The 26,013-nt window shown below is 67.7% G+C and carries 21 protein-coding genes; 10 read left to right on the forward strand and 11 right to left on the reverse strand.

Annotated features, from left to right (window positions below; translation table 11 throughout):
- Positions 1 to 8: 8 nt before the first annotated feature.
- The 4 genes from dnaJ to grpE form a co-directional block, all read right to left on the reverse strand.
- Positions 9 to 1,145 (reverse strand): molecular chaperone DnaJ, encoded by a 1,137-nt coding sequence (gene dnaJ / locus BDI24065_RS10420; RefSeq protein ID WP_043189531.1) that lies wholly within the window; start codon positions 1,143 to 1,145, stop codon positions 9 to 11.
- Positions 1,146 to 1,411: 266 nt separating this feature from the next.
- Entirely contained in the window at positions 1,412 to 3,364 is a 1,953-nt protein-coding gene (gene dnaK, locus BDI24065_RS10425; RefSeq protein WP_175031173.1) for a molecular chaperone DnaK, read from the reverse strand.
- Between the two features lie 148 nt (positions 3,365 to 3,512).
- Positions 3,513 to 3,950 carry a thioredoxin family protein gene (locus tag BDI24065_RS10430; protein WP_175031174.1) on the reverse strand — a complete coding sequence of 146 codons (438 nt, stop codon included), beginning with the start codon at positions 3,948 to 3,950 and terminating at the stop codon, positions 3,513 to 3,515.
- Between the two features lie 10 nt (positions 3,951 to 3,960).
- The gene (grpE, locus tag BDI24065_RS10435) at positions 3,961 to 4,506 is read right to left on the reverse strand and encodes a nucleotide exchange factor GrpE (RefSeq protein ID WP_175031175.1); all 546 of its coding nucleotides are present in this window, start codon (positions 4,504 to 4,506) and stop codon (positions 3,961 to 3,963) included.
- Positions 4,507 to 4,861: 355 nt separating this feature from the next.
- Here grpE and BDI24065_RS10440 point away from each other — a divergent pair, with 355 nt between their 5' ends.
- Entirely contained in the window at positions 4,862 to 5,023 is a 162-nt protein-coding gene (locus BDI24065_RS10440) for a hypothetical protein (protein WP_006476841.1), read from the forward strand.
- On the opposite strand, the gene BDI24065_RS10445 is transcribed toward BDI24065_RS10440, so the two are convergent.
- The 3 genes from BDI24065_RS10445 to hrcA form a co-directional block, all read right to left on the reverse strand.
- The gene (locus BDI24065_RS10445; protein WP_011351021.1) at positions 4,995 to 5,402 is read right to left on the reverse strand and encodes an RNA-binding S4 domain-containing protein; all 408 of its coding nucleotides are present in this window, start codon (positions 5,400 to 5,402) and stop codon (positions 4,995 to 4,997) included. The genes BDI24065_RS10440 and BDI24065_RS10445 overlap by 29 nt on opposite strands.
- Before the next feature lie 84 nt (positions 5,403 to 5,486).
- Positions 5,487 to 6,551, reverse strand: coding sequence for a ferrochelatase (gene hemH / locus BDI24065_RS10450; RefSeq protein WP_175031176.1), 1,065 nt, complete (start codon positions 6,549 to 6,551; stop codon positions 5,487 to 5,489).
- 146 nt (positions 6,552 to 6,697) lie between these two features.
- Positions 6,698 to 7,720 carry a heat-inducible transcriptional repressor HrcA gene (gene hrcA, locus BDI24065_RS10455; protein ID WP_031399637.1) on the reverse strand — a complete coding sequence of 341 codons (1,023 nt, stop codon included), beginning with the start codon at positions 7,718 to 7,720 and terminating at the stop codon, positions 6,698 to 6,700.
- A gap of 131 nt (positions 7,721 to 7,851) precedes the next feature.
- Here hrcA and BDI24065_RS10460 point away from each other — a divergent pair, with 131 nt between their 5' ends.
- Positions 7,852 to 8,754: an NAD kinase gene (locus tag BDI24065_RS10460; RefSeq protein ID WP_122944533.1), complete on the forward strand. Its 903-nt coding sequence runs from the start codon at positions 7,852 to 7,854 to the stop codon at positions 8,752 to 8,754.
- A 19-nt stretch (positions 8,755 to 8,773) separates the two neighbouring features.
- Complete coding sequence (gene recN, locus BDI24065_RS10465; protein ID WP_175031177.1) at positions 8,774 to 10,423, forward strand: DNA repair protein RecN; 1,650 nt, start codon at positions 8,774 to 8,776, stop codon at positions 10,421 to 10,423.
- A 129-nt stretch (positions 10,424 to 10,552) separates the two neighbouring features.
- Here recN and glnE read toward each other — a convergent pair whose 3' ends face one another.
- A complete protein-coding gene (glnE, locus tag BDI24065_RS10470; RefSeq protein WP_175031178.1) occupies positions 10,553 to 13,354 on the reverse strand; it encodes a bifunctional [glutamate--ammonia ligase]-adenylyl-L-tyrosine phosphorylase/[glutamate--ammonia-ligase] adenylyltransferase in 2,802 nt (933 codons plus the stop codon).
- Positions 13,355 to 13,581: 227 nt separating this feature from the next.
- On the opposite strand from glnE, the gene BDI24065_RS10475 reads away from it, so the two are divergent.
- From BDI24065_RS10475 to tldD, 3 genes are all read left to right on the forward strand, one after another.
- Complete coding sequence (locus tag BDI24065_RS10475; protein WP_175031179.1) at positions 13,582 to 17,781, forward strand: YhdP family protein; 4,200 nt, start codon at positions 13,582 to 13,584, stop codon at positions 17,779 to 17,781.
- A gap of 63 nt (positions 17,782 to 17,844) precedes the next feature.
- The gene (locus BDI24065_RS10480) at positions 17,845 to 18,672 is read left to right on the forward strand and encodes a carbon-nitrogen hydrolase family protein (RefSeq protein WP_175031180.1); all 828 of its coding nucleotides are present in this window, start codon (positions 17,845 to 17,847) and stop codon (positions 18,670 to 18,672) included.
- An 85-nt stretch (positions 18,673 to 18,757) separates the two neighbouring features.
- The gene (gene tldD, locus BDI24065_RS10485) at positions 18,758 to 20,224 is read left to right on the forward strand and encodes a metalloprotease TldD (RefSeq protein WP_175031181.1); all 1,467 of its coding nucleotides are present in this window, start codon (positions 18,758 to 18,760) and stop codon (positions 20,222 to 20,224) included.
- Positions 20,225 to 20,334: 110 nt separating this feature from the next.
- Here tldD and BDI24065_RS10490 read toward each other — a convergent pair whose 3' ends face one another.
- Complete coding sequence (locus tag BDI24065_RS10490; RefSeq protein WP_175031182.1) at positions 20,335 to 20,628, reverse strand: hypothetical protein; 294 nt, start codon at positions 20,626 to 20,628, stop codon at positions 20,335 to 20,337.
- Between BDI24065_RS10490 and aroG the strand changes: the two genes are divergently transcribed.
- The 3 genes from aroG (at position 20,627) to BDI24065_RS10505 (ending at position 22,479) form a co-directional block, all read left to right on the forward strand.
- Positions 20,627 to 21,700 (forward strand): 3-deoxy-7-phosphoheptulonate synthase AroG, encoded by a 1,074-nt coding sequence (aroG, locus tag BDI24065_RS10495; RefSeq protein WP_069746145.1) that lies wholly within the window; start codon positions 20,627 to 20,629, stop codon positions 21,698 to 21,700. The two genes, BDI24065_RS10490 and aroG, sit on opposite strands and share 2 nt — an antisense overlap.
- Before the next feature lie 123 nt (positions 21,701 to 21,823).
- Positions 21,824 to 22,093 carry a type II toxin-antitoxin system Phd/YefM family antitoxin gene (locus tag BDI24065_RS10500; protein WP_175031183.1) on the forward strand — a complete coding sequence of 90 codons (270 nt, stop codon included), beginning with the start codon at positions 21,824 to 21,826 and terminating at the stop codon, positions 22,091 to 22,093.
- Positions 22,090 to 22,479 (forward strand): type II toxin-antitoxin system VapC family toxin, encoded by a 390-nt coding sequence (locus BDI24065_RS10505; protein WP_011351011.1) that lies wholly within the window; start codon positions 22,090 to 22,092, stop codon positions 22,477 to 22,479. The genes BDI24065_RS10500 and BDI24065_RS10505 overlap by 4 nt, the downstream gene beginning before the upstream one ends.
- Before the next feature lie 71 nt (positions 22,480 to 22,550).
- On the opposite strand, the gene hmpA is transcribed toward BDI24065_RS10505, so the two are convergent.
- Both hmpA and BDI24065_RS10515 read right to left on the reverse strand, forming a co-directional pair.
- The gene (gene hmpA / locus BDI24065_RS10510) at positions 22,551 to 23,759 is read right to left on the reverse strand and encodes an NO-inducible flavohemoprotein (protein WP_175031184.1); all 1,209 of its coding nucleotides are present in this window, start codon (positions 23,757 to 23,759) and stop codon (positions 22,551 to 22,553) included.
- A 93-nt stretch (positions 23,760 to 23,852) separates the two neighbouring features.
- Entirely contained in the window at positions 23,853 to 24,404 is a 552-nt protein-coding gene (locus BDI24065_RS10515; RefSeq protein WP_175031185.1) for a cob(I)yrinic acid a,c-diamide adenosyltransferase, read from the reverse strand.
- Between the two features lie 173 nt (positions 24,405 to 24,577).
- Between BDI24065_RS10515 and BDI24065_RS10520 the strand changes: the two genes are divergently transcribed.
- Positions 24,578 to 25,987, forward strand: a complete 1,410-nt coding sequence (locus BDI24065_RS10520) for an FAD-binding oxidoreductase (RefSeq protein WP_175031186.1) — start codon at positions 24,578 to 24,580, stop codon at positions 25,985 to 25,987.
- Positions 25,988 to 26,013: the final 26 nt, after the last annotated feature.

The raw sequence follows: 26,013 nt of genomic DNA on the forward strand, positions 1-26,013 counted from the left end.
TACTCGAGTTACTCGAAGAAGCTCTTCACACGATCGAACCAGCTCTTGCTCTGCGGGCTGTGACGCGCGCCGCCCTCGGCCAGCGATTTCTCGAACTGCTTGAGCAGGTCGCGCTGGTTGTCGGTCAGCTTCACCGGCGTCTCGACCTGCACGTGGACGTACAGATCGCCCGCGATGCTCGAACGCAGCCCCTTGATGCCCTTGCCGCGCAGGCGGAACGTCTTGCCCGACTGCGTGCCTTCCGGCACCGGGAACGACGCACGACCGGCCAGCGTCGGCACCTCGATCTCGCCGCCGAGCGCGGCGGTCGTGAACGGGATCGGCATCTGGCAGTGGAGATCGTCGCCGTCGCGCTCGAACACCGAGTGCGGCTTGATGTGGATCTCGACGTACAGGTCGCCCGGCGGCCCGCCGTTGATGCCCGGCTCGCCGTTGCCGGCCGAGCGGATCCGCATCCCGTCGTCGATCCCGGCCGGGATCTTCACTTCGAGCGTCTTGGTTTCCTTCACCTTGCCCGACCCGTGGCAATGCACGCACGGCTCGGGGATGTAGGTACCCGTGCCGTGGCACTTCGGGCAGGTCTGCTGGATGCTGAAGAAGCCCTGCGACATGCGCACCGTGCCCTGGCCGTGACAGGTCGGGCAGGTTTCCGGCTTCGTGCCGGGCTTCGCGCCCGACCCGTGGCAGACCTCGCACGACACCCAGCTCGGCACGCGGATCTGCGTGTCGTAGCCGTGCGCGGCCTGCTCGAGCGTGATTTCCATGCTGTAGCGCAGGTCGGCACCACGATACACCTGCGGGCCGCCGCGGCCGCCGCGCGCGGCACCGCCCGCAGCCTGGCCGAAGATGTCGCCGAAGATGTCGCCGAACGCGTCCGCGAAACCGCCGAAGCCCTGTGCGCCCGCACCGCCCATGTTCGGATCGACGCCCGCGTGGCCGTACTGGTCGTACGCTGCGCGCTTCTGGCCGTCCGACAGCATTTCATAGGCTTCCTTCACCTCCTTGAAATGCTCTTCCGCATCCTTGTTGTCCGGATTGCGGTCAGGGTGATACTTCATCGCAAGCTTGCGATATGCCTTCTTGATTTCGTCGTCGCTCGCATTCTTCGCGACGCCCAGAACCTCGTAGTAATCCCGTTTCGCCATATCGATTCACTGTGCCGCCACGCATCGCGCACGCGCGGCTCCTTTCGCCTGCAGTAAAGTCTCTCGACTCGTCTGGCACTGCGCCGTCCACGGACGGCTCGTGCAGCACCCGCCAAAAAACAAATGTGCCCGGAGGGCCGCGAAGCCCGCCAGGCGTGGAGTCGATCCGGCCATCCGGAAGGAAAGACAGACCGCTTGTCAGCCAACCCGTCAGCCGCGCCGCGCGCGTGTTGCGCGCGCGGCGTGCGGCACCGGGGCAACCCGGCTTAGTCCTTCTTCACTTCCTTGAACTCGGCGTCGACGACATCGTCGGCAGCCTGTTGCGCGCCGCCCGCGTGGGCCGCGCCTTCCGCTGCACCCGCTGCGCCGGCCGCACCTGCTTGCTGGGCCTGCATGTCGGCGTACATCTTTTCGCCGAGCTTCTGCGAAACCTTGCCGAGTTCCTCGACCTTCGCGTCGATCGCAGCCTTGTCGGCCGACGAGTCCTTCAGCACTTCCTCGAGCGACTTCAGCGACGCTTCGATGGCTTCCTTCTCGCCCGCGTCCAGCTTGTCGCCGTACTCGGTCAGCGCCTTCTTCGTGCTGTGAACCAGTGCATCGCCCTGGTTGCGCGAATCGGCCAGCTCGCGCAGCTTGTGATCTTCCGCTGCGTTCGCTTCCGCGTCCTTGATCATCTGGTCGATTTCAGCCTCGGACAGACCCGAGTTCGCCTTGATCGTGATCTTGTTTTCCTTGCCGGTCGCCTTGTCCTTCGCGCCGACGTGCAGGATGCCGTTCGCGTCGATGTCGAAGGTCACTTCGATCTGCGGCACGCCGCGCGGTGCCGGCGGGATGCCTTCGAGGTTGAACTCGCCGAGCAGCTTGTTGCCGGCCGCCATTTCGCGTTCGCCCTGGAACACCTTGATCGTCACGGCGCCCTGGTTGTCGTCCGCCGTCGAGTACACCTGCGCGTGCTTCGTCGGGATCGTCGTGTTCTTGTTGATCATCTTCGTCATCACGCCGCCGAGCGTCTCGATGCCGAGCGACAGCGGGGTCACGTCGAGCAGCAGCACGTCCTTGCGGTCGCCCGACAGGACCTGGCCCTGGATCGCCGCGCCGACTGCGACGGCTTCGTCCGGGTTCACGTCACGGCGCGGATCCTTGCCGAAGAATTCCTTCACCTTCTCCAGCACCTTCGGCATGCGCGTCTGGCCGCCGACCAGGATCACGTCGTCGATGTCCGACACCTTGACGCCTGCGTCCTTGATCGCGATGCGGCACGGTTCGATCGTGCGCTCGACGAGGTCTTCCACCAGCGCTTCCAGCTTTGCGCGGGTGATCTTCAGGTTCAAGTGCTTCGGGCCCGACGCGTCTGCCGTGATGTACGGCAGGTTGATTTCGGTCTGCTGGCCCGACGACAGCTCGATCTTCGCCTTTTCTGCGGCTTCCTTCAGGCGCTGCAGCGCGAGCACGTCCTTCGACAGGTCGACGCCCTGCTCCTTCTTGAACTCGCCGATGATGTAATCGATGATGCGCTGGTCGAAGTCCTCGCCGCCGAGGAACGTGTCGCCGTTGGTCGACAGCACTTCGAACTGCATTTCGCCGTCGACGTCCGCGATCTCGATGATCGACACGTCGAACGTGCCGCCGCCGAGGTCATACACGGCGATCTTGCGGTCGCCCTTCTCGACCTTGTCGAGACCGAACGCGAGCGCAGCTGCGGTCGGCTCGTTGATGATCCGCTTGACTTCGAGGCCCGCGATGCGGCCGGCGTCCTTGGTTGCCTGGCGCTGGCTGTCGTTGAAGTACGCCGGCACCGTGATCACGGCTTCCGTGACCGGCTCGCCGAGGTAGTCTTCGGCCGTCTTCTTCATCTTGCGCAGCACTTCCGCCGAAACCTGCGGCGGTGCGAGCTTTTCGCCGTGTGCTTCGACCCATGCATCGCCGTTGTCGGCCTTGATGATGGTGTACGGCATCAGGCCGATGTCCTTCTGGACTTCCTTCTCTTCGAAGCGGCGGCCGATCAGGCGCTTCACTGCGAACAGCGTGTTCTTCGGGTTGGTCACCGACTGACGCTTGGCCGGCGCGCCGACGAGCACTTCGTTGTCGTCCATGTAGGCGATGATCGACGGCGTGGTGCGCGTGCCTTCCGAGTTCTCGATGACCTTGACCTGGTTGCCTTCCATGATGGCGACGCACGAGTTCGTGGTGCCGAGGTCAATACCGATGATCTTTCCCATTTTTTCCTAATCTCCAGAAATGCTTGTTTGCTGCGCAAAACCCCGCGTTTTGGGGTGGTTTCGCGCGCCAGAATTCAACTCTGTTCCCGAAATGCGTCCGTCCGGTCCGTTTTCAAGACCCGACGAGCGATGCGGATATTAAATTTTTTCAATCGCCGCCGGCTAGGGGATCGCCGCCCGGCGCGGCGATTTTCGCGCGTGCCGCCGACACCGCCGCCTGGAACTGCGCGAGGCCATGCCAGCCCGTCGCGCGGCCCAGCCGCTTGCCGCGATGGAAGAAGAACCACGTCGGCACGCCGTGCAGCGCGAAGCGGCGCCCCAGCTGGTGATGTTCGTACACGTTGCAATGGAACCACTTCAGGTCCAGCGCGCGGATCGCGTCGGGCTGGGCGAGCATCGCCTTCTTCGCGATCTCGCAGTTGAAGCAGTCCACGCCCCAGAAGAACACCACCGCGAGCGCATCGCCCGCGCCGTCGATCGCCGCGTCGAACGTGCCGGCGTCCAGCGCCTGCATGTCGAACGCGTCCCCCAAGGGGACTTCCTTCGGGGCGTCAAACATGGCGGGATCGACGCCGGCTGGCACCATCGCGACCGCCTTACTTCGGCTGGGCGACGGTAACGAGAGCCGGACGCAGCACGCGGTCGGCGATCGTGTAGCCCTTTTGCAGCACCGCGACGACGGTGTTCGGCTCCTGCTCGGCCGGCACCATCGAAATTGCCTGGTGCTGGTGCGGATCGAACTTCTCACCGACCGGGTTCAGCGCGACGACACGGCCCTTCTCGAGCGCGCTCGTCAGCTGGCGCAGCGTCAGCTCGACGCCTTCGCGCACCTTCGCGATATCGCCGGACGTATCGTTGACGGCTGCTTCCAGGCTGTCCAGCACCGGCAGCAGATGCTCGGCGAAGCTCTCGATCGCGAACTTGTGCGCCTTCGAGACGTCGTCCTGCGCGCGTCGGCGGACGTTCTCGGTCTCGGCCTTCGCCCGCAGGAAGCTCTCCTGCAGCTCGGCGACCTTGGCTTGAGCCTCCGCGAGCGCCGCGTCGGCTGCTTCGGCGGCGGGAGCAGCGCCTTGTGCCGCCTGCTTCTCGCTGCCGATATCTTCGGCCGATTGGGTAGCCGGGTTCTCTTGCGTGTTTTCCATGTCGCTGAAAGTCGATTAGAGGTTGAAGCCAAATCGGCAACCGCCGGACCGTATACCCGGCGGTACCGCACATTGCTGGTGCAGATAAGGGTGAAAACTACAATTTCAAGAGGGTTATTCGCCGGCATTCTCCAATGCCGCGAAACAACCGCGCGTCACGCCGGGGCATCGCCCGCATAGTCCGCCATGACGGGCGAAACGGGCTGTAACAACGCTTACCTGGCAAGTACTAGCTTGGCACAGGCCCGCTGCACTACACTGCACTCAAGCGTCGGAAAAGCGTGTTTACCCCTAGCTGACCGCCGCCTGACATCCACCTGGCGCCGTTTTCACCCTTCTTCTCGAGGGGAGTACCGTGAAACTGACCTTTGCGATCTCGGTGGTCGCGCTGGTACTCATTGCCGGCACCACCACCATCTGCCTGTCGGGAGCCGTTACCGACCGCACGACCGAATACGGGAGCGCGCGGGCGACGTTCGACCAGATGTTCAGCTCCCACCAGAAAATCTGTCGATGATGCGCCGGTCGCGCTTCGTCGGCCGGCCGTGCAATTCGGCTGCCGGCTCGCGATACGTGCGGCGCCGCTCCAGTTCGGCGAGCCGCGCGGCCCGCCCCGCTTCCGTTTCCGCGTAAAGCGTCTGTGCGACGCTCGCCGGCCCGCGCACGTCGCACACGCCAAGCACGGCAATGTGCCAGACGATGCCGTCGATCGCAATCTCGACCTCGTCGCCGACGCGCACTTCCTTCGCCGGCTTGACCGCCGCACCGCCGATCTTCACGTGCCCCTTGTCGACCGCATCGGTCGCAAGCGAGCGCGTCTTGAAGAACCGGGCCGCCCACAGCCATTTGTCGATGCGCAGCTTCGCGCCCGGTTCGGTCGAAATCTTGTAGTTCATCGCAGCCTCCGCCGGGCCGCCCCAAGGAGGCTGACCGCCCCCTCGGGGGGCAGTGAACGAAGTGAGCGTGGGGGTCGTTTCATCTCAGCTCACCGTTTCGGGCTGCGCGGCCCTGACCGGCCAGCCCTGCAGATTCTCGGCGACGATTTCGCCGAGCGCGCCGATCCACGCGGGCGCACCGTTCAGGCACGGAATGCGGTGGAACGCCTTGCCGCCGCCGGCGAGGAACTCGTCGCGCACTTCCATGCCGATCTCCTCGATCGTCTCCAGGCAGTCGGCCGTGAAACCGGGACAGAACACGTCGGCTCGCCGCACGCCGGCTTCGCCGAACTCGCGCAGCGTCGGCGCGGTGTAAGGCTGCAGCCATTCGGCCTTGCCGAAGCGCGACTGGAACGTGACGCGGCATTCGGTCGTCGACAGCCCGAGCGCGGCCATCAGCAACGCACCCGTCTGCTGGCACTGGTCGTGATAAGGGTCGCCGAGGTCGAGCGTGCGCTTCGGCACGCCGTGAAAACTCAGCACGAGCTTGTCGCCGGCCGCGAAGTCGGGCCGGCCATGCTGCGCCCAATATTGGCGCACCTGCTCGGCCAGCGCGTGGATATAGGCCGGATGGTCGGCGTAGTGCCGCACCGTGCGCACCTCCGGCTGGTTGCGCATGCGCGCGAGTGCGTCGAATGCGGCGTCGAATGCGGTGGCCGTGGTCGATGCCGAGTATTGCGGATACATCGGCATCAGCAGCACGCGCTCGACGCCCGCGCGCTTGAACTGCGCAAGCGCATGCGAAATGCTCGGGCTGCCGTAGCGCATCGCGTAATCGACCTGCACTTGATAACCGTTCGACACGAGCAGGTGCCGCACGCTGTCGGTCTGCCGCTCGGTATGCACGCGCAGCGGCGAGCCCTCCGGCATCCAGACGGCTGCGTATTTCTTCGCGGACGCGCGGCCGCGCAGCGGCAGGATCAGCGTGCGCAGCAGCACCTGCCAGACGGCCTGCGGAATCTCGACGACCCGCGGATCCGACAGGAATTCGGCCAGGTAACGCCGCACCGCGCGCGGCGTGGGCGCATCGGGCGTGCCGAGATTGATCAGCAGCACGCCGATGCGATGGGCAGCCGCGATGCTCGAAGGCGGCTCAAGATCGAAACGCATGGGCAATAACGTGCTCGGGGCACGGGACCGGACGGCTCTCAATTATAGCGGGCCGCCCCGCGCCGGTCGGCTGGCCGTTCGGCCGACTGTCCGGTTACGCGGTGCCGCGGCACGATGACGGGGCGGGATCAGGCTGGCGAGGCCGGCTACTGCTGGCTCAGCGTGAGCGACAGCAGGCGCGCGGTGATGTCGACGATCGGTATCACGCGGTTGTAAGCCATGCGGGTCGGGCCGATCACGCCGAGCGTGCCGACGATCTGCCCGTTCACCTCGTAAGGCGCGGTGACGACGCTCATTTCCTCGATCGGCACGAGCGTCGATTCGCCGCCGATGAAGATCTGCACGCCCTGGGCGTGGCTCGACACGTCGAGCAGTTGCAGGAGGCCCGTCTTTTGGTCGAATACGTCGAACAGCTTGCGCAGCCGCGCCATGTCGGACGAGAGATCCGCCACCTCGAGCAGGTTGCGCTCGCCGGAAATCAGCACGGTGTCCTCGGTGTCGGGCACCTCGGTGCTGGCCGTCACGGCCGCGTGCATCAGCGCGGTCATGTCGCCGCGCAACTGGTCGATCTCGTCGCGCAGGCGGCGGCGCACCTCGTCGAACGACAGTCCGGCGAAATGCGCGTTGATGTAGTTGGACGCCTCGGTCAGTTGCGACGGCGAGTAGTCGCGCGGCGTCGCGAGCATCCGGTTCTGCACGTCGCCCTCGGGCGTGACGATGATCAGCAGGATGCGCTTGTCCGACAGGCGCATGAACTCGATCTGCTTGAACACGTGGCTGCGGCGCGGCGTCAGCACGACGCCCGCGAACTGCGACAGGTTCGACAGCACGCTCGCCGCGGCCGCCACGACCCGCTGCTGCGGCTCGCCCGCCTGCAGCGTGTTCTGCACCTGCCGCGCGACGGCTTCGGCGTCGATCGGCGCCTCGACCGTCAGCATCGTGTCGACGAACAGCCGGTAGCCGCGCGGCGTCGGCACGCGGCCGGCCGACGTGTGCGGGCTCGACACGAGGCCGAGCTCCTCCAGGTCGGACATCACGTTGCGGATCGTCGCCGGGCTCAGCTCGAGCCCGGAATAACGGGACAACGTGCGCGATCCGACCGGCTGACCGTCGGCGATATACCGTTCGATCAGGGTTTTCAGGAGGGTTCGTGCGCGAGGATCTAGCATGGTGGAAAATTTTAGCGCAACCGCGCGACCGCGGCGAGTGGCGTCGGCTACCGTTGCGCGGGCCGGCCCGATCCGGCCCCGACTGCGCACAGCCGGTTCTTTTCGTCAACGAGCTATGGTGTAATGCCGGCATGAAAACCGGTAATCAGTTCAACACTGTCGCGCTCGTCGGCCGGAGCAACACGCCCAACATCGCCGAGCCGCTCGCCACGCTGGCCGCCTGCATCGCCAAGCGGGGCTTCGAGGTCGTCTTCGAAGCCGAGACCGCGCGCGAGATCGGCATCACCGGCTACCCGGCGCTGACCCCGGCCGAAATCGGGGCGCGCGCCGACGTGGCGGTCGTGCTGGGCGGCGACGGGACGATGCTCGGCATCGGGCGCCAGCTCGCGCCGTACAAGACACCGCTGATCGGGATCAACCACGGGCGGCTCGGCTTCATCACCGACATCGCGGCGGCCGACATGCAGGCGCTCGTCCCGGTGATCCTGTCGGGCAAGTTCGAGCGCGAGGAGCGCGCGCTGCTCGAGGCCCGGATCATGCGCGACGGCGAACCGATCTACCACGCGATCGCCTTCAACGACGTCGTCGTGAACCGCAGCGGCTTCTCCGGGATGGTCGAGCTGCGCGCGTCGGTCGACGGCCGGTACATGTACAACCAGCGTTCGGACGGCCTGATCGTCGCGACGCCGACCGGCTCGACCGCTTACGCGCTGTCATCGGCCGGCCCGATCCTCCATCCGCAGCTGGCGGGCATCGTGCTCGTGCCGATCGCGCCGCACGCGCTGTCGAACCGGCCGATCGTGCTGCCCGACGATTCGAAAATCGCGATCCAGATCGTCGGCGGGCGCGACGTCAACGTGAACTTCGACATGCAGTCGTTCACCGCGCTCGAACTGAACGACACGATCGAGGTGCGCCGCTCGAAGCACACGGTGCCGTTCCTGCACCCGATCGGCTACAGCTACTACGCGACGCTGCGCAAGAAGCTGCACTGGAACGAACACGCCTCGAACGAAGACGACAAGGCGTCCTGACGCCGCTCCGCCCGACACCATGCTCCGCCACCTCTCGATCCGCGACTTCGTCATCGTCGCCGCGCTCGATCTCGAATTCGACAGCGGCTTTTCCGTCTTTTCCGGCGAGACCGGCGCCGGGAAATCGATCCTGATCGACGCCCTCGCCCTCGCGCTCGGCGAACGTTCCGACGCGAGCGTCGTGCGCACCGGCTGCAGCCGCGCCGACATCACCGCCGAATTCACGCCGCACGACCGCGTCGCGCGCTGGCTCGACGAACACGCGTTCGACACCGAGGACTCCGTGATGCTGCGCCGCGTGATCGATGCAAACGGTCGGTCGCGCGCGTTCATCAACGGCACCAGCGCAACGCTCGCGCAGCTGCGCGAACTCGGCGAGATGCTGGTCGACATCCATGGCCAGCACGCGCACCAGCTGCTGATGCGCCCCGACGCGCAGCGCGAACTGTTCGACACGCACGCGGGACTCGTCGCCGATGCCGCGAACGTCGCCCGCGCGTGGCGCGTGTGGCGCGACGCGACGCAGGCGATCGACGCTGCGAAGGCGCACGAGCGCGAACTGCAGCTCGAACGCGAAAAGCTCGCGTGGCAGCTCGCCGAGCTCGACAAGCTCGCGCCGCAAGCCGGCGAATGGGACGAAGTCAGCAACGAGCACAAGCGCCTGTCGCATTCGGCGAACCTGATCGAAGGCGTGCGCGGTGCGCTCAACGCGCTGTCCGAGTCCGACGACGCAATGCTCGCGCAGCTCGGTGCGATCGTGTCGAAGCTGCGCAGCCTCGCCGACTACGACACCTCGCTCGGCGACGCACTCGCGTCGCTCGAACCGGCCGAGATCCAGCTGCAGGAAGCCGTCTACTCGCTGTCACACTATGCGCAGCGCGTCGATCTCGACCCCGAGCGGCTCGCGCAGGTCGAAAGGCGCCTCGATGCGCTGCACTCGACCGCCCGCAAGTTTCGACTGCCGCCCGACACGCTCCACGAAGAACACGCGGCACGCCGCGCGCAGCTCGCCGCACTCGACGCGGCCGCCGATCTTGGCGCGCTCGAAGCGGTGCAGGCCAAGGCGCGGGAGGCCTATCTCGCCGACGCCAAACATCTGTCCAAGGCGCGCACACAGGCCGCCAGGACGCTCGGCACGGCCGTCACGGCCGGCATGCAGGAACTGTCGATGGCGGGCGGAAGCTTCGAGGTCGCGCTCGTGCCGCTCGCCGACGGCGGCCCGCACGGGCTCGAACAGGTCGAATTCCGGGTCGCCGGGCACCCCGGCGTGCCGCTGCGGCCGCTGGCGAAGGTTGCGTCGGGCGGCGAGCTCGCGCGGATCAGCCTCGCGCTCGCGGTGATCGCCAGCGCGGCAAGCCCGACACCGACGCTGATCTTCGACGAAGTCGATACGGGGATCGGCGGCGGCGTCGCCGAAGTGGTCGGCCGCCTGCTGCACCAGCTCGGGCGCGATCGCCAGGTGCTGTGCGTGACGCACCTGCCGCAGGTCGCCGCGCGCGGCGATCACCACTTCCAGGTCGCAAAAGGCGCCGACGACCGTGGCGGCACGGTGTCGACCGTCGTCGCGCTCGACCGCGCCAACCGGATCGAGGAAGTCGCGCGGATGCTCGGCGGGCTCGAGATCACGGCGACCACGCGCAAGCACGCGAAGGAAATGCTCGCGGCCTGACGCCGGCCACCCGTTATCCGTTCATCGAACGCAAAAGACCGGCGCACGCGCCGGTCTTTTTTTGGGCACGGCGGCACAATCATGTCCGCCCTGCCTCCCTGCATCGAACGGCCGTTTCAACTATCCGTTTCAACTACCCGTTTCAACCGCCCCGAACACGCGCTCCCACAGTGCCGTCACGGCCGCCCGCTCGTCGGCCACCACGGCCGGATCGACCCGCGCCTTCTCCATCCCGTCGAGCCGCAGCTTGTGCTGCAGCTTCCGGTACTTCCGGTACGCCGCGCCGACACGCTCGGCCTCGTCCTCGCCCATCAGCCCGAAGCGCGCGACCTCGCGCAGCAGCGCGATGTTGCCCGTGTTGCGGATCAGCTCGGCGTCGCTCGACGCGTGCAGCAGCACCCAGTACTGGACGATGAACTCGATGTCGACCATCCCGCCGCGATCGTGCTTCAGGTCGAACAGCTCGGTCTGGTTCGGGTGACCGGCAAACACCTTGCCGCGCATGTCGACGATTTCCTTCGCGAGCACGCCGCCGTCGCGCGGCGTCGTCAGCACCTGCTGGCGGATCGCCTCGAAATCCGCGCCGATCTGCGCGTCGCCCGCGCTGTAGCGGGCACGCGTCAGCGCCTGGTGCTCCCAGACCCACGCGGTGTTCGCGGCGTCGCCTTCGCGCAGCTGGTAGCGGCGGAACGCGTCGAGATCGGTGACGAGCAGCCCGGCCTCGCCGTTCGGCCGCAGCCGCAGGTCGATGTCGAACAGCGCGCCCGCCCCTGTCGCGGTGGTGAGCCACGTGATCAGGCGCCGCGTGAAGGTCGTGTAGACGTCCGCCGAGCGCTCGTCGGCGTCGTCGTACAGGAAGATCAGGTCGAGATCCGATGCGTAGCCGAGCTCCTTGCCGCCCAGCTTGCCGTACGCGATCACCGCGAACTTCGGCACGTCGCGATGGCGCTTCGCGAGCTGCGACCAGACGACTTCGATCGTCACGTCGAGCACTGCGTCGGCCAGCTCGGACAGCCGGTCGCTCACGTGCTCGACCGACAGTTGCCCGGCCAGATCGATCAGCAGGATCCGGAACACCTCCGCGTGCTGCGCGTGCCGCAGCAGGTCCATCTGTTGCTCGGGGCCGTCGGCAGCGGCGAGTCGCGCGCGCAGTGCGTCCTTGAACGCGGGCCAGTCGAACGGGCTCGCGATCGCCTCGTCGTCGAGCAGCTCGTCGAGCAGTTGCGGGTGGCGGATCAGGTAGCCGCCGCCCCAGCGCGTCGCACCGAGCACCGACAGCACGCGGTCGAGTGCGGCCGGATATTCGGTCAGCAGCGCGAGATAGACACCGCGCCGGCTGACCGTTTCGAGGAGATCGAACAGGCGCACGACCGTGTCGTCGCGGCGCGCGGCATCGATCTTCGGCGCGGCCTCGAGCGCCCGCTGCGCGACGCTGTCGAAGCGCTGCCGGCTCTTTTCCGGCAGGCCCGTATAGCGCGACGACTGCCAGATCGCGCGCAGCCGCGCGAGCACGGTGGCCGGATCGGCGAAGCCGAGGCCGTCGAGCCGCGCGACCAGTGCGTCGTCCTCGCCGTCGTCGGCCAGCGCGCCGCTCCAGATCCACGCGGCCGCGCTATCGTCACCCGCCGCGCACGAACCGCCGCCCACCTTGTCGGCAAAAATCTCGTGGAATTGCGCCTCGACGAAAGTCCGGTGGCCATCCAGCACCGTCATCAGCGCCCCGTAGTCGGCAAAGCCGAGCGATGCGGCCAGCGCCGCGCGTTCATCCGGCTCGACCGGCATCGCGTGCGTCTGCGCGTCGTTGCGGTACTGCAGCCGGTGCTCGAGCGTGCGCAGGAAATTGTAGGCGTCGGCCAGGCGTGCGCGCACGTCTTCGCCGATCAGCCCGCGCGCCTGCGCATGGCGCAGCACCGCGAGCGTCGGCCGCACGCGGAATTCCGCATCCTGGCCGCCGCGGATCAGCTGGAACACCTGCGCGCTGAACTCGATCTCGCGGATCCCGCCGCGCCCGAGCTTGATGTCATCGGCCTTGTCGGGCCGCATCGACGCGCGGCGCGCGGCTTCCTGCCGGATCTGCTGGTGCAGCGAGCGGATCGCGCCGATCACGCCGAAGTCGAGATAGCGGCGATACACGAACGGCTTGACGATCGACTCGAGCTGCGACTCCAGCCGCTGTGCCGCGTCACTGTCGCCTTCCGACACGAGCCGCCCCTTGATCCACGCATAGCGCTCCCACTCGCGCCCCTGCACGTAGAAATATTCCTCGAGCATGCCGAGGCTGCAGACGAGCGGCCCCGAATCGCCGTTCGGGCGCAGCCGCATGTCGACGCGAAACACGTAGCCGTCGGCCGTGACTTCCGACAGCACGCCGATCAGGCGCCGGCCGAGCCGCGTGAAGTATTCCTGCGTGGACAGCGGCGAACGCGCGCCGCCGGTCGTCTCGCCGTCGTCCTCGTAGACGAAGATCAGGTCGATGTCCGACGACACGTTCAGCTCGCGGCCGCCGAGCTTGCCCATCCCGACCACGCCGAGCACGACGCGCTGGCCGTCGGCGCCGCGCGGCTCGCCGTACAGCGCCTCGAGTTCGGCCGACAGCAGCGCGAGGGAGCGCTGCACCGCCACTTCCGCGAGATCGGTCATCGCGCCCGTCACCTCGGCGACGTCCGCCAGCCCGCGCAGGTCGCGCTCCGCCACCGCGCCGAACGCCTCGGCCCGCAGTTGTCGCAGCGCGCGCTTCAGTTGCTCCTCGGTCGGCGCGGCGGTGCCGGCCGGCGTCGCGAGCAGTTCGGTGAGGCGCGCGTCGAGCTGCGCGCGACCGAGCGGCGCGGCAGCCCACGCGGCGACCTGGTCGGCCAGCGCGGGGCGCGCAGCGGCCGCGCGGGCCAGGTAACGGGAATAGGACGTGCAGATCAGGGCGGAAGCGTCGGTCATCGAGAAGCGGGCCTGGCGGAAAGGCCGGCCGGCACGGGAAACGCATGCGCGCCCCGCACCCGACCGGCCCCATGGACTCGGCGCGGCATCGCGGGGCGTGCGTGCCCGTCGCGAAACCGCGCGCCGGAAAGCCCGTGCCGCGCTGCCGCAACGGCCGCCGGCACGAACCCGTGTGATACATTTCAACGTCAGTCTGCAAAACTACCATATCGCCGCCCGTCCGCCGCATGTCCGACCGTCAGGAATCCGCCGTAGCTGCGCCCGAAGCGGGACCTCCGAAGCACGATCATCCGGTCCTGCGTCGCGTGTTCAGGGTGACGCTGGCAGTCGGGATCGGCACCTACTTCGTCGCGTCCGGCGCGCTCCTCGGGCTGCGCTACGTACTGCTGCCCCGTATCGACGAATTCCGCCCGCGCATCGAGCGCGCGGTGTCCGACAAGCTCCACGCGCAGCTTTCGATCGGCAAGCTTTCCCCGAACTGGTCCGGCATGCAGCCGGGCGTCGAACTCACGAACCTGACGATCCGCGGCCGCGACGGCAAGGTCGCGCTGTCGGTGCCGCATGCGACGGCCGCACTGTCCTGGATGTCGCTGCTACGGCTGTCGCCGGCGCTGTCGAGCCTGATCGTCGACCAGCCCGACCTGGTCGTCGCGCGTGCGGCCGACGGCTCGCTGAGCATCGCGGGCGTCGGCGTGGCGACCACCCACGGCGGCAACGACACGTTCGGCACGTGGCTGCTGAAGCAGGAAGCGATCGTGCTGCGCGGCGGCACGCTGCGCTGGCGCGACGCGCAGCATGACGCGCCGGAGCTCGTGCTGTCGGGCATCCGGCTCGCGGTGCTCAACGACGGCCGCATGCACAAGGCCGCGCTGCAGGCGCCCGCGAACGGCACGCTGCTGCTCGGCCCGCTCGATTTCCGCGCGCGCTTCAAGCACAAGCCGCTCGCGCCGATCGGCAAGCCGTCGAACTGGGCGGGCGACGCGTACCTGTCGACCGGCCCGGTCGACCTGCAGACGCTGGCGCGCTACCTCGAGATGCCGCTCACGATCCACGCGGGCCGGATCGACAACGCGATCTGGGCCACTTTCAGCGACGGCCACCTGCACTCGGCGGGCGGCGACCTGCAGGGCGCGGACGTCGCACTGCGCGTGCGCCCGACCCAGCCGCGGCTCGACGTGCCGACGGTCGGCTTCGGCTGGGACATGCAGCTCGACGCCGGCCACGACTACACGCTGCACCTGACGCGCTTCAACGCGGAGCTCGGCCAGCCGCCGCTACCGGACGGCACGCCGCTCGCCCGCTCGCTCGCGCTGTCGACGCTGACGGCCCGCTACCGCGTGCCGACCGCGAACCAGGGGCAATTGTTGAGCGTCGTCGGCGACCGCGTCGATCTCGGCATCCTCAGCGAATTCATCCGCGGGCTGCCGCTGCCGGCGCGCCTGCGCAACGAGCTGATCAAGATCGACCCGCGCGGGATGGTGTCGAACTATCAGATCGAGGTCGAACGCGCGAAACCCGCGCACGCCGATCTCGCCGACGAGGAGCGGCGCACGGGCGCCGCGCCGATCGTTCGCTATCGCTTCCTCGGCGATCTGCAAGGCATCAGCTTCGCCGCGCAGGAACCGCCCCCCGGGCTCTCGCCGCGCGGTCACCCGCGGGCCGGCTGGCCGGGTGTCGAGAACCTGTGGGGCCGTGTCGATGCGAACGAGACGGGCGGCTCCGCGCATTTCGATACGGTCAACGCAGCCGTCACGGTGCCCGGCGAATTCGACGAGCCGCGCCTGACGTTCGACCGGCTGCGCGGCAATGCGAAATGGACGATCACGCCCGAGCCCGGCGACAAGCACGCGCGCGTCGAGGTATCGCTGCCCGACCTGCTCGTCTCGAACCCCGATGCCGAAATCGCGGTGTCCGGCTCGTACACGAACCCCGGCCACGGCCGCGGCACGCTCGACCTGCGCGCCGATTTCGCGCGCGCGTCGGTGGCGCGCATCCCGCGCTACCTGCCGACCGGGATGTCCGAACACCTGCGCGACTATCTCGGCCACGCGCTGCAGGACGGCCAGGTGACCAAGGGCGCGTCGATCGTCGCCCGCGGCCCGCTCGAGAAATTCCCGTTCGAACACGAGCCGACGGCCGGCACGTTCCACATCGTCGCGCCGTTCACCGGCGGCCGCTTCGAGCCGACGCCGTACCCGCCGCGCAAGCTCGCGAACGGTACGCCGAGCGTCTGGCCGGCGCTCGACGGGATCGACGGCGTGTTCGAGCTCGCGCAGAACAAGCTGCGCTTCGACATCCACCGCGCGCACTACAAGCGCGTCGCGCTGACGAAGGTTGCGGGCCGCATCGACGATCTCGGCAATCCGACCCACTCGCCGCTCATCATCGACGGCCATGCGCAGGGCCCGCTCGCCGACCTGATCGACTACGCGGACAACAGCTCGCTCGGCACGATGAGCGGGCACATCGGCCAGCGGATCGATGCACAGGGGCCCGCGTCGCTCGCGCTCAAGATCACGATTCCGCAGCACGTCGCGCATCCGCACACGCACGTCGAAGGCGCGCTCGCGTTCGGCGGCAACACGCTGACGACCAGCGGCGTGCCGCCGCTGTCGGCACTGCGCGGCAGTGTCCGGTTCACCGAGGCCGGCGCGTCGCTGCACGAACTCTCGGGGCGCTTCCTCGGCGGCCCGGTGCGCGCGAACGGCAACTTCCAGTCGCACGGCCCGTACACGGTGGACGTCGACGGCCGGCTCGCGCTCGACGCCGCGCGCGGCCTGAACCTGCACGGCCCGGCCGCCGCACTGCTCGAGCACGTGGTCGGCGACGCACCGTACAAGGTCGCCGTGCGCGGCGCACCGGGCCGCCTGCCCGACATCAGCGCGCATTCCGACCTGACCGGCGTCGCGTTGCAGTTCCCGGCGCCGTTCGCGAAGGCGGCCGGCACGCCGATGCCGTTCAGCTTCACGCTGCAGCCGGCGCCGCAAACCGACGGCAAGCGCCTCGAACACGCGGACCTGACGCTCGGCCCCGTGTCGGCCACCTACCTGCTCGACGCGACGCGCGGCCAGCCGCTGCGCGCGGTGCGCGGCGCGATGGGCATCCACCGAATGCCCGACATGCCGCAGGACGGCGTGAGCGCGGCCGTGGACGTCAACGAACTGGACGCCGATGCGTGGCTCGCGCTGGCCCATACGCTGAAGCCCGACACGCCGCGCGCGCAGGAGCCGCAGGCACCGTCGCGCGTCGATCTCGCGAGCTTCACGCCGAAGCGTTTCGCGCTCCACTTCGGCACGCTGAAGCTGCTCAAGCGCAACTGGGAAAACGTGATCATCGGCGCGTCGCACGTCGACGAGCTGTGGCAGGCGAACATCGCATCGAACCAGGTGTCGGGATACCTGTCGTGGGCGCCGGGCGGCGGCCACAACGGCGCGGGCGTGCTGAACGCGCGGCTCGCGAAGCTCGTGATCCCGGACAGCGCGCAGCACGATCTCGTCGGTCGCGCGATGAACCTGCCGACGCCGACCGACCGCCCGATGCCGTCGATCGACCTGATCGTCGACCAGGTCGTCGAGCGCAACCACGACATCGGCCGCCTCGTCGTCAACGCGCGCAATATCGACGAAGCCGGCACGCCCGTGTGGCAGCTCGACAAGCTGGAACTGTCGAACCCGGCCGCGAAGCTGACGGCCACCGGCAACTGGCGCACGTCGCGCCGTGCGCTCGCCCGCGGTGCCGATGAAACCGATGCGCCGCGGCGCACCGTGTTCGACTTCAAGCTCGACATCGACAACGCAGGCGCGCTGCTCGACCGCGTCGGCCTGCCGCGCACGCTTGCGGACGGCCACGGCTCGGTCACGGGCAAGGTCGGCTGGCGCGGCGGCCCGACCGCGCTCGACTTCCCGTCGCTCGGCGGCCAGATCGCGATCGATCTCGAGCACGGCCAGATCCTGAAGGTCGATCCGGGCGCGGCGAAGCTGCTCGGCGTGCTGAGCCTGCAGAGCCTCGCGCGCTTCCTGACGCTGAATTTCCGCGACGTGATCGGCAAGGGGCTGCCGTTCGACAAGATCACCGGCACCGGCCAGATCTCGAACGGAATCGCCCGCACCGACGACTTTTCGATGATGACGGGCCCCGCGAACGTCACCGTGCGCGGTGCAGTCGATCTCGGCACCGAGACACAAGACCTGCATGCGCACGTCGCGCCGAAAATCAGTGCAGGCGCAGCCGCGATCGGGGCGGCCATCATCAACCCGCTGCTCGGCGTCGGCGTGCTGGCCGCGAACTACGCGCTGTCGGAAACGCTGTCGCGCGCGTTCGCGCTCGACTACGCGATCACCGGCTCGTGGGCGCACCCGCACATCGAGCGGGTGCGGGGCGATCAGGGTAAGATGAATCACGGTCCGGCCGATGCGGCGAGCCATTGAGCCGCGCGTCGAATCGCGCACGGTGCCGGGCCGCACCCCATTTATGACGCAACCGATCCTGCGATGACCGACCCTACCCGTTCCGCCACGCCCTTCCAGGTCGCCGCGCTGCAGATGGTGAGCACGCCGGACGTCGCGCGCAATCTCGCGGAGGCGCGCCGCCTGATCGCGGAAGCCGCCGGCGAAGGCGCGCAGCTCGTGCTGCTGCCCGAGTATTTCTGCTTCATGGGCCACCGCGACACCGACAAGCTCGCGCTCGCCGAACCGTACCGGGACGGCCCGATCCAGCACTTCCTCGCGGACGCCGCGCGTCGCCACGGCATCTGGGTGATCGGCGGCACGCTGCCGCTGAAGGCGCCGGAGCCCGACCGCGTGCTCAACACGACGCTCGTGTTCGATCCGTCCGGCAACGAAGCTGCGCGCTACGACAAGATCCACCTGTTCAACTTCGAGAAAGGCGACGAGTCGTTCGACGAGGCGCGCACGATCCGCGCGGGCGATACGGTCGTCGCGTTCGACGCGCCGTTCGGGCGGGTCGGCCTGTCGGTCTGTTACGATCTCCGCTTTCCGGAGCTGTATCGCAGGATGGGCGACTGCGCGCTGATCGTCGTACCGTCGGCGTTTACGTATACGACGGGCCGCGCGCACTGGGAAACGCTGCTGCGCGCGCGGGCCGTCGAGAACCAGTGCTACGTGCTCGCGGCCGCGCAAGGCGGCAAGCACGAGAACGGCCGGCGCACCTGGGGCCACAGCATGCTGATCGACCCATGGGGCGAGATCGTCGCGGTCCGTGACGTAGGCGCAAGCGTCGTGCTCGGCGCGATCGATCCGCAACGCATCGCCGACGTGCGCCAGAGCCTGCCCGCGTGGCGGCATCGCGTGCTGACCTGAATCCGCCGCGCCGCTTGAAACGCCGCGCGGCCAACCCATCTGCCCAGAAGCACCCGACAACTTTTTGAGAAACCCCGATATCCGCATGAACATCATCGAACCCGGCATCCGCAACCTCGCGCTGGCGAAGGACATCCTGCTCACGCCGTACGGCCTCGACGAAAGCCTGCTCACGCGCACGATCGCCGACATCTTCACGCATCGCGTCGACTACGCGGACCTGTACTTCCAGGCAACCCGCAGCGAAGCGTGGAGCCTCGAGGAAGGCATCGTCAAATCGGGCAGCTTCAGCATCGACCAGGGCGTCGGCGTGCGCGCGGTCGCGGGCGACCGCACCGCGTTCGCGTACTCGGACGACCTGTCGCCGGAAGCGATCGCGCAAGCCGCTGCCGCCACCAAGGCGATCGCGGCAGCCGGCGGCGGCCGCCAGAAGATCAAGGCGGCAACGTCGCTGAAGGGCATCTCGGGCCGCGACCTGTACCTGCCGTCCGATCCGCTCGCGTCGCTCGACGCGACGGCCAAGGTCAAGCTGCTCGAACGCATCGAGCAGATGGCGCGCGGCCGCGACCCGCGCATCACGCAGGTGATGGCGGGCCTCGCCGGCGAATACGACGTCGTGCTGGTCGCACGCAGCGACGGCGCGCTCGCGGCCGACATCCGCCCGCTCGTGCGCGTGTCGGTCACGGTGATCGCCGAGCAGAACGGCCGCCGCGAGATCGGCTCCGGCGGCGGCGGTGGCCGCTTCGACTACGGCTACTTCACCGACGAAGTGCTGTCGCGCTACGTCGACGACGCCGTGCACGCGGCACTCGTCAACCTCGACGCCCGCCCCGCGCCCGCCGGCGCGATGACGGTCGTGCTCGGGCCGGGCTGGCCGGGCGTGCTGCTGCACGAGGCGATCGGCCACGGGCTCGAGGGCGACTTCAACCGCAAGGGTTCGTCGGCATTCGCCGGCCGGATCGGCGAGCGCGTTGCTGCGAAGGGCGTGACCGTCGTCGACGACGGCACGCTGCCGAACCGCCGCGGCTCGCTGAACATCGACGACGAAGGCAACCCGACGCAGTGCACGACGCTGATCGAGGACGGCATCCTGAAGGGCTACATCCAGGACACGCTGAACGCACGCCTGATGAAGATGCCGGTCACCGGCAACGCGCGGCGCGAGTCGTACGCGGCGCTGCCGATGCCGCGCATGACGAACACGTACATGCTGAACGGCGACAAGGATCCGCAGGAAATCATCGCGTCGGTGAAGAACGGCCTGTACGCGGTGAACTTCGGCGGCGGCCAGGTCGACATCACGAACGGCAAGTTCGTGTTCTCGGCATCCGAGGCGTACATGATCGAGAACGGCAAGGTCACCTACCCGGTGAAGGGCGCGACGCTGATCGGCAGCGGCCCCGAATCGCTGAAGGACGTGAGCATGATCGGCAACGACATGTCGCTCGACTCGGGTGTCGGCGTGTGCGGCAAGGAAGGCCAGAGCGTGCCGGTCGGCGTCGGCCAGCCGACCCTGCGGATCGACAGGATGACGGTCGGCGGTACGGCATAACCGCATCGCGGCGCAGACATTCCGCGCATTTTGAAGAAAACGCGCGGAATTTCCGCATTTTCGACGTTTCCCGGTTGCCAGCCGCCCGGCGACGGGGTATAAATTCCGAATCAACTTTTTTGACGAACCGAATCTCCGTCATGTCCGCCAAGTTTTACTTTTACTTTTTTTGGTATCTCAGACCGCTGGCGGATCGAGAGGGTTGATGGCGCGTAAAGCGCAACCGAAATTCCCGAAAAAACCGCCGGCGAACCCGGCGGTTTTTTTTCGCCCTTCGCCACCCGGTCGCCGTCGCAGCGGTCCCGCGGCCCCGACCGAAACCACTGAATCGCTTGAATTGATGAATCTGCCGCACGCGCACTCGCACTGACCGAACGGCGCCCGGAACCAAGGAGAAACAGCATGCCCCCGCACAACACCGACGACGTCCGCATTCGCGAACTCAAGGAACTGACGCCGCCCGCCCACCTGATCCGCGAATTCGCGTGCTCCGAAGCCGCGTCCGAGCTGATCTACAACTCGCGCCAGTCGATGCACCGCATCCTGCACGGGATGGACGACCGGCTGATCGTCGTCGTCGGGCCGTGCTCGATCCACGACACGAAGGCGGCGATCGAATACGCGGGCCGGCTCGTGAAGGAGCGCGAGCGCTTCAAGGGCGAACTGGAAATCGTGATGCGCGTGTACTTCGAGAAGCCGCGCACGACGGTCGGCTGGAAGGGCCTCATCAACGATCCGCACCTCGACAACAGCTTCAAGATCAACGAAGGGCTGCGCACCGCGCGCGAGCTGCTGCTCCAGATCAACGAGATGGGGCTGCCGGCGGCGACCGAATACCTCGACATGATCAGCCCGCAGTACATCGCCGACCTGATCTCGTGGGGCGCGATCGGCGCACGCACGACGGAATCGCAGGTGCACCGCGAGCTCGCATCGGGGCTGTCGTGCCCGGTCGGCTTCAAGAACGGCACCGACGGCAACGTGAAGATCGCGGTCGACGCGATCAAGGCCGCCTCGCAGCCGCACCATTTCCTGTCGGTGACGAAGGGCGGCCATTCGGCGATCGTGTCGACGGCCGGCAACGAGGACTGCCACGTGATCCTGCGCGGCGGCAAGACGCCGAACTATGACGCGGAGAGCGTGAACGCCGCCTGCGCGGACATCGGCAAGGCAGGCCTCGCGGCGCGCCTGATGATCGACGCGAGCCACGCGAACAGCTCGAAGAAGCACGAGAACCAGATCCCCGTCTGTGCCGACATCGGCCGACAGATCGCGGCCGGCGACGCACGGATCGTCGGCGTGATGATCGAGTCGCACCTCGTCGAGGGTCGCCAGGACCTGAAGGAAGGCTGCGAACTGACCTACGGCCAGAGCATCACCGATGCGTGCATCGCGTGGGACGACAGCGTGAAGGTGCTCGAGGGCCTCGCTGAATCGGTGAAGGCACGCCGCGTCACGCGCGGCAGCGGCAACTGACGGGCGCAGACAGGCTGGCCGCATGTCCCCGCCTGCCGGCGGGTTGGCCATGCGGCCAGCGTGCGGTCGTCGTTTCGCTCTGCTAGACTAGCTAACATTGTCTAGCTAACCACGGGGGCGATCATGCCGACCGTCAACATGCACGATGCCAAGTCGCGGCTCTCAAGCCTCGTCGAAGCGCTCGAATTGGGACGCGAATCCGAAGTCGTGATCGCCCGCAATGGTCATCCGGTTGCGCGCATCGTTCCTTACGCGGCGCCGAAGCGGATCGGCGCAGCCCGTCATTTGCTTGCCGGGCTGAACATCCCCACAACCGTCGAGGCGTTCAACGCCGGCGACGAATCGATCTCCGCCGACTTCGACGCCAGTTCGGAACAGGGACTCGCGCCGTGAAGCTGCTGCTCGATACGCACATCGCGCTATGGGCGGCCGAAGGCGCGCCTCAACTGTCAGCGACCGCGGCCGCGTTGATCGAGCATCCCGAAAACACGCTGTACGTCAGCGCCGCGTCCATCTGGGAAATCGCGATCAAATACCGCAAAGGCAATCTGCCCGTTCATCCGCGCGATGCACGCTCGGCGTTCCGGCTCGCAGGTTTCGCGGAGTTGCCGATCAGCAGCGATCACGTCGAAGGCGTCGCCGCGTTGCCCGATTTTCCGGACCATGCCGATCCGTTCGACCGCGTGATGGTTGCGCAGGCACTCCATGAAGGCATGCCGCTCGTCAGCGCCGATCCGAAAGTGTGGCGCTATCACGCGACGCTGATGCTGCGCGCCTGACGCATGCACGCAACAAAAAAGCCCGGCTCGCGCCGGGCTTTTTCATTGGCCGGAGACCCTCCGCCAGTGCATCACTCGAGCGCGCCCGAACCGAAGATTTCGGTGTTCACGCGTTCCGGCGCGACGCCGAGCGCGACGAGCGCGTCACGCTGCGCCTTCATGAACCCGATCGGGCCGCAAATGTAGTAGTCGGCGTCCGGCACCAGCGCGTATTGCTGCAAGCGTTCCGGCGTGAGGCGCCCTTCCAGGTCGTAGTCGATGCCGGCGCGATCGTTCGGGCCGACCAGTTCGTACACCACCGTGCGCTTGACGTTCGCATGGTCGCGCACCGTATCGTTCAGCCAGTCGCGGAACGCGTGCACCGCGCCCGAGCGGCACGCGTGGACGAACCGCACTTCGCGCTTGCTGCCCTCGGCGATCAGCGTCGACGCCATCGACAGCATCGGCGTAATGCCGACGCCGCCGGAAATCAGCACGACCGGCGTCTCGACGCCACGCTTCAGCGAGAATTCGCCCATCGGCGCGGTCACCTCGACGATCGCCCCCTCTTCCACGCCATCGTGCATCAGCGTCGACACCTTGCCGGCCGGAATGACTTCCGGCTTGCCGGCCTCGCGCTTCACCGAGATGCGCAGCCACTTGCCGTGCGGCGCGTCGGACAGGCTGTACTGGCGCGGCTGGTCGACACCGAGGTCGCCGACGAAGCGCTTCACCGTGATGTACTGGCCGGGCTCGAACGTCGGCGCCGCGCCGCCGTCGGCCGGGGTCAGGTAGAACGACGTGATCTCGTCGCTTTCGCGCACCTTGCGCTCGACCTTGAACGGACGGAACCCGCTCCACGCGGCGCCTGCGTACAGGTCGGCCTCGACGCCGATCAGGATCTGCGCAAGCTGGCCGTAAGCGACGCGCCACGCCTCGAGCGTCTCGGCATCGACCGCGTCGCCCAGCACTTCGACGATCGACGCAAGCAGGTTCTCGCCGACGATCGGGTAATGCTCGGGGCGGATGTTCAGGCTCGCGTGCTTGTGCGCGATCTTGGTCACGGCGCCGCCCAGCGCGCCGAGGTTGTCGATGTTCGCCGCATACGCGTAGACGGCCTTCGCGAGCGTTTCCGGCTGGCTGCCGGTCTTCTGGTGCGTCTGGTTGAACAGGTTCTTCAGTTCCGGATGGCGCGCGAACATGCGCTGGTAGAAGTGCTTCGTGATCGTCGCGCCGTGCACGGCGAGGACAGGGGCAGTGGCCTTCACGCGAGCCATCTGATCAGCGGTGATGTGGGTCATGTTCGTTCTCCGTTAAACATGCACATACGATACATCTTTAAAAACGGAGCCTCCCCGGGCAAATTGTCGCAGTGCGGCAAAGGGGACAAAGCGTCAGCGGACGCGGCCGCGCTCCCACAGCACGTCCGACCCGCCGTCGGTGCGATTCAGCACGCGCGCCAGCACGAACAGCAGGTCCGACAGCCGGTTCACGTAGCGCCGCGGCGCATCATTGAGCGTTTCAGTGCGCCCGAGCGCGACGATCGAGCGCTCCGCGCGGCGGCACACGGTTCGGCACACGTGCGCGAGCGACGCCGCACGCGAGCCGGCCGGCAGGATGAATTCCTTCAGCGGCGGCAGCGTTGCGTTGTAGTCGGCGAGCCAGCGGTCGAGACGCGCGAGATGCGTGTCGTCGAGCACCGTATGGCCGGGAATGCACAGTTCGCCGCCGAGATCGAACAGGTCGTGCTGGATCGTCACGAGCGCCGTGCGGATTTCGTCCGGCAGCGTTTCGGCGAGCAGCACGCCGAGGTTCGAGCTCAGTTCGTCGACGTCGCCGATCGCGGCGATCCGCGTGTCGTCCTTGCCGATGCGTCGGCCATCGCCAAGGCCGGTGGTGCCATCGTCGCCCGTGCGCGTGGCGATCTTGCTCAAGCGGTTGCCCATGCGAATGTCCTCTCGTGCGCGGCCGCGAGGCGGCCCGGTTGCGTTCGAACGTGATTATCGCAGCCCGCAGCGGCAGGCGCAGCGGGCGTTACAGCGTAGAATGGGCCGAAACCCTGCAGCACGGGAGCCGGGGCGGCGCCAACGCGCTCACCCGGATCGACAAGGAGACGTACGTGAATTACCCTGCCCCGCCGGCCGCTACGCGCCGCCCGCTTCCCCCCGCCATGCTCGATGCGCTGCGCGCCGTCTTCGGCGAGCGCGTATCGACCGCTGACGCCGTCCGCGCCCACCACGGCCGCGACGAATCGCCGTTCGACCCGCAACTGCCCGACGCCGTCGTGTTCGCGCACAGCGCGGACGACGTGCGCGAAGTCGTGTCGCTGTGCTCGCTGTACAGCGTCCCGCTGATCCCGTACGGCGCCGGCTCGTCGCTCGAAGGCCATCTGCTCGCGGTGCGCGGCGGCGTTTCGCTCGACCTGTCGGAAATGAACCGCGTGCTGTCGATCAACGCGGAAGACCTGACCGTGACGGTCGAGCCGGGCATCACGCGCAAGGCGCTCAACGAAGCGCTGCGCGACACCGGCCTGTTCTTCCCGATCGATCCGGGCGCCGACGCCAGCATCGGCGGAATGACCGCGACCCGCGCGTCGGGCACCAACGCCGTGCGCTACGGCACGATGCGCGAGAACGTGCTCGGCCTGACCGCGGTGCTCGCCGACGGCCGCGTGGTGAAAACCGGCTCGCGCGCCCGCAAGTCGTCGGCCGGCTACGACCTCACGCGCCTGTTCGTCGGCTCCGAGGGCACGCTCGGCGTGATCACGGAGATCACGCTGCGCCTGCATCCGCTGCCCGAAGCGGTATCCGCCGCGATCTGCACGTTCCCGTCGATGGGCGACGCGGTACGCACCGTGATCGAGACGATCCAGATCGGCGTGCCGATCGCGCGCGTCGAATTCGTCGATGCGCTCGCCGTGCGCTCGATCAACCGCCATTCGAACCTGACGCTGACCGAAGCGCCGACGCTGTTCTTCGAATTCCACGGCACCGAGGCCGGCGTGAAGGAGCAGGCCGAACTCGTGCAGGCGCTCGCCGGCCAGAACCACGGCCAGGGCTTCGAATGGGCAACCCGCCCCGAAGACCGCAGCCGGCTCTGGGCCGCCCGCCACAACGCGTATTTCGCGATGCTGCAGTTGAAACCCGGCTGCCGCGCGGTGACGACCGACGTGTGCGTGCCGATCTCGCAGCTCGCCGCGTGCGTCGAGGAAACCGAAGTCGACCTGCGCGCGTCGTCGCTGCCCTGCCCGATCGTCGGCCACGTCGGCGACGGCAATTTCCACGTCGCGATCCTGATCGACCCCGACAAACCCGAGGAAATCGCCGAAGCCGAGCACATCAACGACCGGATCGTCGAGCGCGCGCTGCGCCTCGGCGGCACCTGCACGGGCGAGCACGGCGTGGGGCTGCACAAGATGCGCTTCCTGCCGAAGGAGCACGGCGACAACGCGATCGATACGATGCGTGCGATCAAGCTCGCGCTCGATCCGCGCAACCTGATGAATCCGGGCAAGATTTTCACGTGCTGACACGGCGGCGCGACGCCGCGCCTCCT

The organism is Burkholderia lata, from assembly GCF_902499025.1.
GTDB classification, from domain to species: domain Bacteria; phylum Pseudomonadota; class Gammaproteobacteria; order Burkholderiales; family Burkholderiaceae; genus Burkholderia; species Burkholderia lata_C.